Origin of the sequence: Pelatocladus sp. BLCC-F211, from assembly GCF_041928655.1 — a bacterium.
GTDB lineage: Bacteria > Cyanobacteriota > Cyanobacteriia > Cyanobacteriales > Nostocaceae > Pelatocladus.
The window spans coordinates 1-14,145 of sequence record NZ_JBHFLM010000162.1; the positions used below are offsets into that span (position 1 = coordinate 1).

Here is a 14,145-nt window from a genome sequence, read left to right on the forward strand (position 1 = left end):
TTTTTTATGGTGTAAAAAAGCTGGAATTTGGATGTGGATAATTTATTTATTTTCTGGTTACTTGATTGTTCAAATTCTCATGAGCGCATTTTCTGTTTATGTAGTTTACCCATGCTACTTATTGAAGTGCGGAATGTGGGGATAAAATTGGCGAATTTCGCTACAAGTCCCTGTTGATCGGGACAAGAAATTAATAATGTTGCTGTCGGACTTGTCATTCGATTTTAGATTTTGGATTGACTCCAGAGCTGCAACAAATTTTATCGTTATTTGCGATCGCGTAGCGGCTGCTTTGCAGGATCGCTTTGACGTTTGTGGTGAATATTGTCTCATACCTATCAGATCCCCGACTTTTTTCAAAAGTCGGGGATCTTCTGGCTCAAGATTTAGTTTGTGTAATTTTTTTCACTGTCTGAGCAATGGCTTTCGCATCTTTACCGTCAAAAGTTTGCTCGTCGCCATTCTTCCAGGTAATGAAACAGACAAATCGCCAAGACATTTGGATATGAAGATCGCAAAATCGAATTTGACGAGCGTAACTTAAATTTAATAAACCTCTTGTGGGTGTTTGACAAAGAATCGGTTGTGGCATCATATTTAATAAGACCTAAATTAATAAAGGTTGGGTAAGAGAGGCGTTGTCTACTTGGAGGTGGGAACGCCTCTCTTATTTGTATATTAATACGAATTATTCTTATTAGCAATACCTTTTTAGGTATTATTTCATAATATTGAATATTGATAATAGCGCAGTGTATACTGGATGTGTCGCGGGAGCAGAGACGCGAAATCACCTTGTGGGATCTTGCTACGCATTTCTACTTGACAAATGAAAGCAGCAAATCATACTCTAATTGAAGTGTGTTGAGTTTCATCTACACACCTCGCCCGAACCTTGAAAACCGCATAACTTCGTTGAAGTGTGTCGATGCCTTATGCAGCAAGGTTTCCAGGCTGCAAAATCGATGATTTTTTGAGGATTTTTTGTTCAAATCTAGAGTGGTGTCGATCAGGGGGTCTAGAACCCTCTCTGTGTAAGCGTTCTAGATGTGAACTCTTTACAATCACATCGCCCCGAAAGGGGATGGAAACTTGGATGTTTGCACCCTGCCTGAACCAGATTTTTCCTTTACAATCACATCGCCCCGAAAGGGGATGGAAACTAGAGATTGTGAGCGAATCGGTGGACGACCCCACCCTTTACGATCGCATCGCCCCGAAAGGGGATAGGTGCAACTATCAGTTGCTCATGTCGTAGATTACCTTCACCCCCTCACGGGGATTAAAATTCTTCATCTACGTGGCTTTTTAAAAGTTTATTCAACCAAGAACTGCGATAAATTTAATCATTGATTTGCGATCGCGTAGCGCCTACTTTGCAGAATCGCTTTGACGTTACCCACAAACGTCACGACGTTACCCACAAATGTCGCGACGTTACCCACAAACGTCACGATGTTCTTTATCTATTCCCCATAGGGGTTTAAAACCCCATCTTCTATAAGTTGTTTGTTTGGGTTGGGGTTAAATCCCCACCTCAAACCCTCTGTTCCCTGTTAAGAGTTCCCCGTTCCCTCTTTAATCACTTTTTACTTTTTTGGCGGAGTGGGTAAATTCAAACTGGGTAAAGGTGTACTTTCACCCTGATTGGGAATTTCTTGCCATTCTGATAATTCTCGATTAACTGCATTCCCAAAATCTTTAGATACCAGTAGCACATCGACATTACCGTCTGGTTTCGGCTTTGGATCAATTTGGGCGTATAAAAAACGATTATTAAAGTCAGATTTCCCTAAAAGCAACTGATGATTTTGCTGATTTTTGAGTTTGATATCAACAGTTGCTTGGGGTGGAGTTAAACCAAATTCTCCTAATTGATTAACAGAACTGGAAATAGTGCGTTCACTTTCACCTTTGACTAACAAATCCATTAAATAAGAAACTATAGCATCATTGGCTGGTACTTGTTGAGGAGAGGTCATCCGCCATTTTGGGCGTTCAGAATTATTGTTGCGTTCCAAAATAATAGTGGCACTTTTTGTCTTAACTGCCAAAGACTGCACATCATCGGCTTGAAAAGAGAAAATTTGCTGCTTTTTATTTTTGATTTCCTCTTGCTGAGTTTTCCAATAAAATTCATGAAAATAAACAAAACCACCCAAACCCAGCATTAAGATAATCAAGATTAAAGTTGTTCGCTGTAATTTCATTTTTGAGTCATTGGTCATTTGTCATTGGTCATTGGTCATTGGTTATATCATGTCCGTTTGATTACTTATTAAACTTGAAGAACCCCACCCCTTAATCCCCTCCCCGCAAGCGGGGAGGGGAGACAAAGCGTAGCTTTGGCGGGGTGGGGTGCAATAACTTTGGGAATCATAACTAATTATGCGGACATGATATTATTGGTCATTGGTCATTGGTTATTGGTTATCTACGCAACCACCACAAAATAGCTGCGACTGCAAATCCAATCAAAGGTAAAATTAATAAAGAAGATATAGCTAAAACATTTGCTTGTAAGGCTGTTAAGTTGATGCGGCGGTTTTTTGGTTCCTTGGGGCGAATCGAAAGGGGTTGACTATCCTGCTGACTAGCCCAATTAACGGAATTGAGAAATACATCGCCGTTTAGCTGTTGTGTAAATGAATTATCTGTCGCAAAGTCTGAATCTCCGATAACTACCATACGTGATTCGGTAGCGTTTGAGTTGCTGGGAGTGGGGGAGGGTTTGGTTTGTGCTTGTGGAGATGTTGTTGGTGTAGGGGTGGGTTTGGTTGGAACTGGTAGTTTCCGCGTTAAAGCAACACCTAATGTAAGAGGCCCTTTGAGGTCTTTTCCTTCATTGAATTCTAAATTTTCGTTGTTGAGATCGCTTTCTGCCCAAGTATTAGGATAGGGTTTGGTGATGAGTAATTTTGTAGCTTCAATACCTGGTACTGGAGTAGTAATAACTGGTCGTGCTAAACGATAAAAAGAAATACCGTTACCAAAATCTTTCGTAATCGGATGTTGACCATATTCTGTGACAATGGGAACAGCAGGACCAAGGTTGACATTTCCAGAGACATCAACTGCCAAACGATTATCTAACTTCACACCCCATTGTGTCAGCAAATTATCAATTTTGGGGTCTGTACCTTGATCAATCATTAGGACTAAATTTCCACCTTGATTAACATAGTTTTGCAAAGCTTTGACTTCAGTATCAAATAATTCTCGCTTTGGTCCAGCCACTACCAAGACATTAGCATCACTGGGAACAGTTGATTTCTCAATCAAATTGAGTGGGGCAGTAGTATAATTTTTGTTGCTCAATGCTTGAGAAGCTTGGAAAATCGCACCTTCACCAGCCGTAAGTTGATGTTCGCCGTGACCTTGAAGGAAGTAAACTTTAGTTGTGCTGGTACTGGTGATTTGTTGCAGACTATTAGTTAATTTTATTTCGGAAAGGCGATCGCTAACATTCACAACTTGTACTAATTGCTTTTTTTCACCAGATTCTAGATAAACTTCTCCAAAATCTTTGACGCCAAATTTCTCAGTCAATCCTGGTCTAGCTTGCGGATCAGCGTATTCAAATTTAAACTGAGAGTTTTGCTTTTGATAACTTTCCAACAATTCCCGGTCTTGGGGATTTTGAGTGACATCAAATACCCAAACTTTCACGGGCTGTTTTAAATTTTGTACCAGTTCCTTAGATTCAGGCGCAAGAGTAAACAACTTAGTTTCTGTTAAATCTGCGCGGAATTCATAGCGATTAGCTAAGAAATTAATTAACCCTAAAATTGCTAACACTGCTAAAGTTGCAATTAGAGCATTAGTACCAGCTTGAGTCGAACGGCGTCCCCACCAGTTACTTTCTTGGCTTTGCCATATTAACCATAAGCCAATAACGACTGCTCCACAAATAATAAATGCTAGAGGGACTGTTCCCCAACTTTCTGAGACGAAACCAATTGTTAAACCAGTTGCAACTAGGAACAAACCTGGCAAAATCAAATATTTCCAAAATTTTTTTGTAGAGATAGTTTTCATAATTAGTTAATTGTTGGTTTTGAGTAAAGTAGTAAGTAGGGTGCGTTATGGCTTCAGCCTAACGCACCATATAATCTGGTGGTGCGTTAGGCGCTCATATAATGTTTTTCGTGAAAAAATAGATCAAAACATGCGCCTAACACACCCTACAATAGTTTTATTTTTACTAATGTACAGACGCGATTTATCGCGTCTCTAATAAACAATCATCAATATTTACTGTCGTTGAAAGCGGAGTGCATCAATTGATTGTGCAGTCAGAAATATCCCTAAGATAATGTAACTACCAAACAATATGATGCTGCTACTATCAAAAATCCCTTGAATGAGATTATTGTAGTGTTTGAGTAATGACAAATAACCCAAAGCTTCGCCGATTGGACCACTAATAGTTTTAGCAATTAAATCTACAAACAGCAGTAATAAAATCACAGCAAAAGTGAGGACAGCAGCTAAAATCGTGCTGTCTGTTAAAGAAGAAATAAACATTCCTAAAGATAAAATTGCTGCTGCTAGCAAAATTAATGCTACATGTCCCAACAGAGGAATTGTCGAAGGTATCGGTGGGGTTGATGCACTCAAAGCGATCGCTTCCAACACCAACAACGGTAATATCAAGGTGATAAAAAACGTAACTACGCCTAATAATTTACCTACAGCTACAGCCCAGTTTGTCACCGGAGATGTTGCCAAAAGCTCTAAAGTCCCGCGCTTGCGTTCTTCTGCATAAAGTCCCATGGAAAAAAGCGGCAGTATAAACAACAACAGCCATCCCATCCGATCTAAAAATGCCCGCACAAATTCATAAGGTACATCTATCGGTGGTACTGGTACTCCATACTGTTGTCCTTGTAAATCTAATGCCGTGACTGCTGCCAAAATACCATCTGGCCCCATCAAAATTAAGATAAAAAACAACCCAGCTAAAAACCAAAAAACGCCAGCGATCGCATAAGCTAATGGCGAGACAAAATAACCCTGTAATTCTCGGCGATAAATGGCAATAATGTTACTCAGTACGACACCCACTTAAGCCGCCTCCTCATTAACTGCTGAGTTTGTCTCTGATTCTACAGTCTTTTCTTCTGTAGTCAGTTGTAAGAATACATCTTCGAGTGTGGCGCTGACACGTCGCATTTCATACAAATCAAATCCTGTACGCAACAAAGCTGCGGCGATATCTTTACCTGGTTCTGTACCAGAGTGGGAGATAACTCGCAGATAAGCACGATTGTCTTTTGGGGATAAACCATGCATTGCTGCTAGAGGAATTGATTCTATCTGACTCACACCGGGCAAATTTTGTAATACTTGTTTAGCTAAATTTGCTTCGCCCCCGATTTCTATCTCATAGCCAGAACCGCTTGTCAACTGGGTCAGGAGTTGTTCAGGAGTATTTGTTGCTACGACTTTCCCACTTTTGATGATCGCAACACGGCTACAGGTCATACTAACTTCTGGCAAAATATGGGTAGAAAGAATAATAGTATGAGTTCCAGCCAAGCTTTTGATTAAATTTCGCACCTCAATAATTTGTCGAGGATCGAGTCCAACGGTTGGTTCGTCCAGAATTATCGCTGGTGGATCATGAACGATCGCTTGAGCAATACCAACACGTTGTCTATATCCTTTAGAGAGTTTGCGAATAATGACGTGACGTTTCTCTTGCAAATTGCAACGTTCAATTGCAGCAGTAACTTTAGTAGTGCGATCGCCTGCTGACACTCCTTTGATCCGCGCCACAAAATACAAAAATCCTTCCACCGTCATTTCTGGATATAGCGGTGGTGTCTCTGGTAAATAACCGATTCTTTGGCGCACCAGCAAAGATTGTTCATGAACATCAAAGCCAGCAATTCTAGCTGTACCGCTTGTTGCGGGTAAATAACCGGCTAAAATTCGCATCGTCGTGGTTTTACCAGCACCATTCGGCCCCAAAAACCCCAGAATTTCTCCTGGTTCGACATTAAAAGTTACATCGGTGATTGCTTGAGTTGAACCGTATGTTTTACTGAGATGATCGACTTCAATCATTGGTTTAGGCAATCATGCATAAAGAAACCCGGTTTCTAGTTGATGGCAAACCGGGTCTTTACATTTTAAGTGATTTGTGCAAAAAAGCTGATTCAGGCGATCGCTATTTTTTTGATTTGTTTGGGGATAAGGGTATAGGGGAAACCTACATTCCCTTAAATCCAACTTTACTTTCAATTTCTCGTAATTTAGTTGTAGAAGTTATCTTTGAATTGGCAACATTATCAGATGATTTCTGGCGTTGAATACCAACTTGACTGACAATTACACCAATTAAAATTACTGTACCACCGATATATTGCGCTAAAGTAGGAACTTCCCACAAAATCAAATAAGCTGCGATCACCCCAGCAACAGGAGCAAAGGAGCCAACTAACGAGACTTGGGAGACACTAGAAACTCTCAAACCAGCAATCCAAAATGATTGACCAAGTACTACAATCACTGGCCCATAAATTAACATCCACTTCCATAAAAATGGGGAAAGTGCATCCATAAAGTGATTTTGACCATAAAGCAGTAAGGCAGTAAAGAAAAATACTATTGTCCCCAATAGTGTGCGAAAAATGCTGTAAAAACCTAAAGGTATTTGAGAGAGCTTTGCTTTACCAATAATTGTTGATGCTGCTAATGTTATGGCTGCTATTGCTGCCAAAATTTCCCCTGTACCTAAACTAAAGTAGTTTTTCATCTCTGTCATGCCTTGGAGAGTAGAAGGCAAAAAAATAGTAAGTCCCACGCCGATAAATGAGATCAGCGCACCAACTATTTCCCAAAGATTCACGCGATCGCGCAACAGCCAGACAGATAATGCTAAAGTTAAAGGAGGTTCTAAGCGTCCAATTAAAACAACATTATTCACATTAGTTAACGCCAGCGCTTGAAAAATTAATCCAGGCGCTACAGCACCACCAATAATTGCTAATAATGTCAGATTCAACCATGTATTTCTGGAAAATTGTTGTAATTTCCAAGATTTAAACTGCTTTCCGTATAGAAGTATTAGCACTATCAACGCACAAAGATTACCTACAAATAAAACATTGCACAATGAAATGGGATTGCGACCATCTACAAAGTGTTGAGCGCCGATTTCCGTGAGTTTGCGCGTGACAGAGTTTGCAGCACCGAAGATAATCACAGCAAACCATAAATAAAGTTGTCCTGGTCTGCTGCGTGCAAGTAGACGACGTGTTAATCTCATTAATTCTATATAAAAACCGATTTCAGTTTATTTCGTGATATTTAATTCAGGATTTAGTTGAATTGTACAAGGCTTTGTATTAGAAAAATTTTTTGGTTTAATTCAGATGTTGATTCTTTCCCAACCAGAATAAACGTTGAATTTTTTTCCCCGCAAAAATCCGATTAAGGTAACTTCAAATTCTCTAGCCAGAGAAACCGCTAAACTACTAGGAGCGGAAACAGCGCAGATAATTGGTACTCCAGCAACTGTACACTTTTGTAAAATCTCAAAACTAGAGCGTCCACTGACCATGACAATGTGATTATACAAAGGTAAGCGATCGCTCAATAAAGCTGAACCGATAAGTTTATCTAGGGCGTTGTGGCGTCCAACATCCTCTCGCAAACTGATCAACTGCCCTTGAGTATCGAATAAGGCAGCAGCATGTAAACCACCTGTAGCTTTAAATATACCTTGAGCTGCTCTTAGTTGCTCTGGCAAACTATAGAGAATTTCTGGTTTCACTTTTGGTTCTGGGGGTATGGTTGCAATACCCCGCAAACGCAAAGCTTCTAGACTAGCTTTACCACAAACTCCACAGGCGCTGGAGGTATAGAAGTGACGTTCCAAAGGTTGTAAATTGGGATGCAAATCTTCTCGTAGTTCTACATTGACAATATTAAGACGTTGTTCGCCATCAATTTCTGTATCTACGCAATAACTCAAACGTTGGATATCTTGTCGGTTGCTAATCACCCCTTCGGAATAAAGAAAACCAGCAGTTAGTTCAAAATCTGCACCTGGGGTTCGCATGGTGATCGCAACTGTCCGACGTGGAGACATCAGACGAATTTCTAAAGGTTCTTCTGTGGTGATATAGTCGGAGCGCGATCGCACTTTACCATCTTCCACTACCCAAACTCTAGCTTGAGTTTTACTGCGGTCAGTTAGCATAAATATACTCTTTTTAATATTTATTCCCACACTCCCCCCACTCTCGATTCTTCACCACCAAGGCACAAAGACACCAAGAAAATTCGTCTATTAGCCAAAGGCTGGTAGGAGAAAAATGTGAAAACTGCGGCTATTGTCAAAACTATCATTACATCAGTTGGTTTTTTAATGCTGTTGTCTCCACAACAAGCTCATGCTCAATTGATACCACAACCTTGGGTGTCAGTTGGTGGCAAAGATGGTGAGGTCACTTATTCTGTAGGTGCAAGGGCTTTGAATTGGGGTGCGGAATTGGGAATTGGCCCCGATAGTGCCACAGGTGTAGATGTGCTAAAATTTATCAGTTTACCAGTAGTTTCACCGTATGTTGGATTAGGATACTATTCAGAAGATAAAGGACTAGCGGTTTCTGGTGGAGTTCAGGTAGGCGCTGGTGACAATCTTTTCTTGGGCGCTGGTTATAATTCTGTGCGTGGTATCAATGGTCAACTGGGAATCAAATTCTAAATATATTAGGACTTACGCAAAATCATGAAATAACTAACCACATAGATGCGCTTTACTCGGCTACCTTTGGTAGGCGCGTTAGCGACAGGCGTGCAAGTAGACAGGGAGTGTCGAAGCGCAGTGTAGGACACAAAGGACACTAAGAAATAAGAGCTTGGGAGAGTTATTGCGTAAGTCCTAATATACATTGAATTTTTCTCGCCGACTTACTTATTAGCCAATAAATTTATTTATTGACGGGATGAAAATCTGGTACAAGATATGAACTAGTTTCCATAGTGATTGAGATGATTAAAAACTTCCTTATTATTTTTGATTCCGGCGTCAAGGAGGGAAGCAAATCACAAAATTTCCACTTTATTTTTTAGGAATATTAATGGCTTTTGAGGCAAATTCGGCGATTTGTTGTGATGATCAGCACTCAGATTTGTATTCTCTTACTTTATGATTAGTTATTGATCATTTGCTCATTTTTATATAAAGTTGGATACAATTAAGCACTAAAATAGAAATGTGTGGAAATTTGCCGGATGGCAACAATGCCTAATTGAATGAAGGCTATAGCGTTGATGAGAATGAAAGCTTTTGAGATTATTTATTTAGCAGGCATCTCTGTATGGAGCAAGGCTTAAGGTTATTACTGCAATTAGTACTAGAATTTGCGCCTGTAATTGCAAGTTTAGTGCAAAAAAATAATGATGCACGTCCTGATGAAACTAAAAACGATTATCCTGCCAAAATTCAAGAAATTATCCAAACCGTCAACAGTGCCAGTGAAAAGCTTACATATTTGGGAGGATATGAACAACAAAAATCGGACGAGCAGCAGCTAGCTGTTTACTACCATCAGATGCAGCTAGAAATCGCAACCCAAGAACAGGAAACAGCACTCAAGATTCCAGAGGTTAATAAACTATTTGATAGCTGGCCTTTGCGGTTGTATCCTTCACAGATTTTAGAGTCTGATACTACTTATGAACGTAAACCTTTAAAAATTTTTCTGGCTCCTCCGAAAGTAGGATTTGATCAGTTTGACCATCGAGAAGAAGAATTCGCTACTGATATCGAGTTAATGGTAGCGGAGGGATTACGAAATTTTCTCAGTAAATATTATTCTTTACAGAATACGGTCAGACCAACAGAGTTTTTAGCAGGAGCATGGGACAGTAAGCGTTTTCACAGTGAATCTAGTATCAAGGCTCTGTTTGGTATGTTGAAAACAGAGCCGATTTTAATTTTAGAGTCTGAAGCTGATGGAGATTACCTAAATTTTCGGATTGGTTATTGGGGACTGGGACAAGAGCGTTATTACTATAAAACTATATCTCGGATATCTTACAGAGAAATTGTTGAACAGTCGGCAAAAAACCGCGCCTATGAGTGGAAAATTATCCGAGATGAATTAATAGCGCAAGGAGAAAAATTAGAGGAAATTAATTACTTAAGTAAAGATAGTGCCAGTAATTTAGCAATCTTAGAAAAAGAAGAAAAATGGAGAGCCAAGGGAGTTGATGTTAGTAAATTATCCTTACGATATCAAATTAATCATCAAGATTTAGAACAACTTAGCCAAGTTTTAATTACCTGTCATTGTCTAGTTGCTGGTTGGATAGCAGATATTTATCACTTGGTTCATCATGATGTACCTCCCCTACTACCAGATTTACTGCCGAGTTTGCTCAAGAGCCAGATTGACTTGCAATCACTGCAAGCGATCGCTTCCGGATACAAACAAGTTTATCAAGCTCTAGAAGAAAAACATCGTTACTGGATTCCGGAGTTAGCGTTGCAATTAGCTCAGAGTTTATCGCATCTGAGCGATCGCTCTTTAGCAGAAGAACAATTAGAATACTCTATTGGCACATGGTTAGAATTGCACCAAGCACCACAACTGCAAGTTAATAATCTAGTTGAGGCGGTACGAAACGCAGCCACCACCGCAGACACACCATATCTCCAAAAACTTAAAGAATACTTTTCAGCAGTTGGTGATAGTCAGGGTATTAACGAAGTCGAAGAAATTTTATACGCGATCGCCGACTCCCGACACTCACGTCAACTAAAAAATGCTTATCTTAGCCACACCTTAACCGGACATACAGGCAAAATTTCATCTGTCGCCATCACTGCGGATGGACAGATTTTAGTCAGTGGGAGTGCAGACAAAACGATTAAAATCTGGAATTTGCATACTAGAAAAGCAATTCGCACCCTTAAAGATGAATTCGGAGAAGTTTCATCGGTTGCTGTGAGTCCCGATGGCAATTTCCTGGCTGTTGGCAGTTGCGAACATCCCAGAAGTAATGTTAAAGTCTGGCATCTGTCCACTGGAAAACTACTGCACAAACTTCTGGGACACCAAAAACCAGTGAACTTTGTAGTGATTAGCCCAGATGGAGAAATTTTAGCTAGTGGTAGTAACAAAATCAAGATTTGGAACCTCCACAAAGGCGATCGCATTTGTACTTTATGGCATTCTTCTCCTGTTCACGGTGCGGCGATCAGTCCCGATGGTAAAATCATCGCCAGTGCTAGCAGCGATAAAAAAATTCGCTTATGGAACTCGCGCACAGGTGAGCCACTACGCACTCTCAACGGACATAAAGGCGAAGTGTACTCAGTTACTATCAGTCCAGATGGACAAACTCTATTTAGTGGTAGTGCTGACAAAACCATCAAAATTTGGGAACTTGAAACCGGGAAGATACTGCATACCTTCACTGATCACACAGATGAAGTGAAATCAGTTGCAATTAGTCCAGATGGACAAACTCTATTTAGTGGTAGTGCTGACAAAACCATCAAAATTTGGTGTTTGCAAACCGGAGAACTCCTACAAACTCTCCATGGACATGCAGGGGCTGTGAATTCTATTGCTGTTAGCCCTGATAGTCAATTGATTGTGAGTGGTAGTTCAGATAAAACCATTAAAATCTGGCAGATAGGTTAGTCAATTGTCATTTGTCATTCGTCATTTGTCATTGGTTAAATCTCAATGTTCTAGTTTCAAACCTCAAATTTCAAGTTTCAACCTCAAAGATAATTGTAGGTTGGGTTGAGCGATCGCTCAACCCAACAAAGCCTGGAGAATGTTGGGTTACTCTGCGTGACAATACACATGCACAACTGGATTTGGAGTGATTTTATAATTTGTGTGTACACCGTAGAGACCTCTTGCATGAATACAAAACTTACCCTCATCCCCTAGCCCCTTCTCCCAAAATTGGGAGAAGGGGAGCCAATTTCAAAGTCCCTCTTCCATGTTTGGGAGAGGGATTTAGGGAGAGGGCAAAGATTCATGCAAGAAGTCTACTGATAACTGATAACTGATAAGAGGAGTGAGTAAAATGAGTCGTCGGTTATTAATAACTGGTGGTGCGGGATTTATTGGCTCGAATTTTGTGCATCATTGGTGTCAAAATTATCCTAGTGAGCGGGTGGTAGTTTTAGATGCTTTGACTTACGCAGGAAATATTGCCAACTTAGCAGGGTTGGAGAAGCAAGATAATTTTCGTTTTGTCCAAGGAAATATATGCGATCGCTCGTTGCTCAATCAACTACTAGAAACAGAGAATATTGATACTATTGCCCACTTTGCCGCCGAGTCTCATGTCGATCGCTCAATTTTAGGCCCCGGTGCTTTTGTCGAAACTAATGTAGTGGGTACATACACTTTACTAGAAGCTTTTCGTCAACACTGGCAAACAAATTCTTTACCTACAAACTACCGCTTTCTGCATGTTTCTACTGATGAAGTTTACGGTAGTCTAAATCCCAATGACCCACCTTTTAGTGAAACTACTCCCTATAGCCCCAATAGTCCCTACTCTGCATCAAAAGCTGGTAGTGATCACTTAGTTCATGCTTATCACCATACTTATGGCCTACCAACAATTATCACGAATTGCTCTAATAATTATGGCCCCTATCAGTTTCCCGAAAAATTAATACCACTGATATGTATTAATACTTTAATTGGTAAACGATTACCCGTATATGGTGATGGTAAAAATGTCCGGGATTGGCTTTATGTGGGCGATCATTGTAGTGCTTTAGATGTAGTGATTCATCGTGGTATACCAGGAGAAACTTACAATATCGGCGGTAATAATGAAGTAGAAAATATCAATTTGGTGCAGATGTTATGTCAGCTTATGGATGAATTAGCCCCTAATTTACCTGTGCGTCCAGCAGCGAACTTAATTACTTTTGTCAAAGATAGACTTGGACACGATCGCAGATACGCCATTGATGCTACTAAAATTCAAACTCAGTTAGGTTGGACACCTTCAGTTACTGTTGCAGAAGGCTTGCGTCTGACAGTTGCATGGTATCTCACCCATGAGAACTGGTGGAAACCTCTATTATCGCAAGAGTATCAGGCATATTACCAAAAAAATTATGTTTTCTAAGCTTCCGCCGAATTCGTTAAATTGATTGAGAAGAAAGTTCGTAGTAAGGACTTGAGTCCTTATTTTTTAAGCACTAAAGTGCTTACTACAAACTAAAAATTCACACTTGATAAACTATCTAAGTTTGGCAAAACTATCTGCAAAATGTGAAAAGTCTGGTGACGAATTCATTTTTAGCCTGAATATATTTCGCTTTTCAGCTTTTTGTTTTGTTGAACCTTGAACTTTAGGTGTTGAGATTTGTAAAATTATCTCCAGCAACCAAGGAGCAAAACGCTGACACCAAACTACCAGATAGCTTTGCCATCCAACCAAAATTTCCGATGAGTCTTTTTGTAATCCGCATACAAATGCTTGAGCTACTCGTTCGGGAGTCATCGGCATTATCCACCGAAATAACTCTAAATCGCGCACCATGTCAGTATCTGTCAGAGTAGGTAATAATGCTATGACTCGGATCTTGTATTGAGCAAGTTCGCGGCGTAAAGCTTGGGTAAAACCTAACAGTGCAAACTTAGTAGCTGAGTAAGTCGCCATCGTCGGCGCAGCGACTTTCCCCATCAAGCTGGAGACATTAACTATTGTTCCTTCTTCCCGATTTGCCATACGTCTGGCCATCATATGAGTCAGGGTATAAGTCCCCAATATATTGAGAGAAAGTTCCTCTTGAACTTGAGGTAATTTCGATTGCAAAAATGAGTTTTGGTAGGCTACACCTGCACAATTTACCAGTAAGTGGATTGGGCCATAACTACGCCAAAGTTGGGCAACAGCAACATTGACAAAGGTTGGTTTCGTCAAATCTAAGGCCATGATTATGGCTTCTGAACCTATTGTTTCGATTTCTTGAGCGACCTCTGCTAACTTTTGGCGATCGCGTGCCACTAAAATCAGCCGTTTCATGCCTTTTTGCGCTAATTCCAGAGCAATGGCACGTCCAATACCGCGGGAAGCTCCAGTAATAAGAGCGACCTTGCCTTGAATATTCATGGATTTTATCCTCCAAATTCTAGT

The 14,145-nt window shown here is 40.2% G+C and carries 12 protein-coding genes; 4 read left to right on the forward strand and 8 right to left on the reverse strand.

The features are described from left to right. Positions 1 to 379 precede the first annotated feature (379 nt). The gene (locus ACE1AT_RS20175; protein ID WP_374871573.1) at positions 380 to 592 is read right to left on the reverse strand and encodes a hypothetical protein; all 213 of its coding nucleotides are present in this window, start codon (positions 590 to 592) and stop codon (positions 380 to 382) included. Between the two features lie 504 nt (positions 593 to 1,096). Here ACE1AT_RS20175 and ACE1AT_RS20180 point away from each other — a divergent pair. Beyond that, positions 1,097 to 1,258 carry a hypothetical protein gene (locus ACE1AT_RS20180; protein WP_374871531.1) on the forward strand — a complete coding sequence of 54 codons (162 nt, stop codon included), beginning with the start codon at positions 1,097 to 1,099 and terminating at the stop codon, positions 1,256 to 1,258. Between the two features lie 331 nt (positions 1,259 to 1,589). Here ACE1AT_RS20180 and ACE1AT_RS20185 read toward each other — a convergent pair whose 3' ends face one another. From ACE1AT_RS20185 to fdhD, 6 genes are all read right to left on the reverse strand, one after another. Continuing rightward, complete coding sequence (locus tag ACE1AT_RS20185) at positions 1,590 to 2,210, reverse strand: DUF4340 domain-containing protein (RefSeq protein ID WP_374871575.1); 621 nt, start codon at positions 2,208 to 2,210, stop codon at positions 1,590 to 1,592. 220 nt (positions 2,211 to 2,430) lie between these two features. Then, positions 2,431 to 4,038, reverse strand: coding sequence for a GldG family protein (locus ACE1AT_RS20190; protein ID WP_374871533.1), 1,608 nt, complete (start codon positions 4,036 to 4,038; stop codon positions 2,431 to 2,433). A gap of 216 nt (positions 4,039 to 4,254) precedes the next feature. After that, positions 4,255 to 5,067, reverse strand: a complete 813-nt coding sequence (locus tag ACE1AT_RS20195) for an ABC transporter permease (RefSeq protein WP_374871535.1) — start codon at positions 5,065 to 5,067, stop codon at positions 4,255 to 4,257. Beyond that, positions 5,068 to 6,072: an ABC transporter ATP-binding protein gene (locus tag ACE1AT_RS20200; RefSeq protein WP_374871537.1), complete on the reverse strand. Its 1,005-nt coding sequence runs from the start codon at positions 6,070 to 6,072 to the stop codon at positions 5,068 to 5,070. 145 nt (positions 6,073 to 6,217) lie between these two features. After that, the gene (locus tag ACE1AT_RS20205) at positions 6,218 to 7,276 is read right to left on the reverse strand and encodes a DMT family transporter (protein ID WP_374871539.1); all 1,059 of its coding nucleotides are present in this window, start codon (positions 7,274 to 7,276) and stop codon (positions 6,218 to 6,220) included. Between the two features lie 102 nt (positions 7,277 to 7,378). After that, on the reverse strand, positions 7,379 to 8,212 hold the full coding sequence (gene fdhD, locus ACE1AT_RS20210; protein WP_374871541.1) for a formate dehydrogenase accessory sulfurtransferase FdhD: 834 nt from the start codon (positions 8,210 to 8,212) through the stop codon (positions 7,379 to 7,381). Positions 8,213 to 8,329: 117 nt separating this feature from the next. On the opposite strand from fdhD, the gene ACE1AT_RS20215 reads away from it, so the two are divergent. From ACE1AT_RS20215 to rfbB, 3 genes are all read left to right on the forward strand, one after another. After that, positions 8,330 to 8,719, forward strand: a complete 390-nt coding sequence (locus ACE1AT_RS20215; protein WP_374871543.1) for a hypothetical protein — start codon at positions 8,330 to 8,332, stop codon at positions 8,717 to 8,719. Positions 8,720 to 9,335: 616 nt separating this feature from the next. After that, a complete protein-coding gene (locus ACE1AT_RS20220) occupies positions 9,336 to 11,669 on the forward strand; it encodes a WD40 repeat domain-containing protein (RefSeq protein ID WP_374871545.1) in 2,334 nt (777 codons plus the stop codon). A gap of 397 nt (positions 11,670 to 12,066) precedes the next feature. Further along, entirely contained in the window at positions 12,067 to 13,131 is a 1,065-nt protein-coding gene (gene rfbB, locus ACE1AT_RS20225) for a dTDP-glucose 4,6-dehydratase (protein ID WP_374871547.1), read from the forward strand. Positions 13,132 to 13,245: 114 nt separating this feature from the next. Here rfbB and ACE1AT_RS20230 read toward each other — a convergent pair whose 3' ends face one another. After that, the gene (locus ACE1AT_RS20230) at positions 13,246 to 14,121 is read right to left on the reverse strand and encodes an SDR family NAD(P)-dependent oxidoreductase (RefSeq protein WP_374871549.1); all 876 of its coding nucleotides are present in this window, start codon (positions 14,119 to 14,121) and stop codon (positions 13,246 to 13,248) included. Positions 14,122 to 14,145 lie beyond the last annotated feature (24 nt).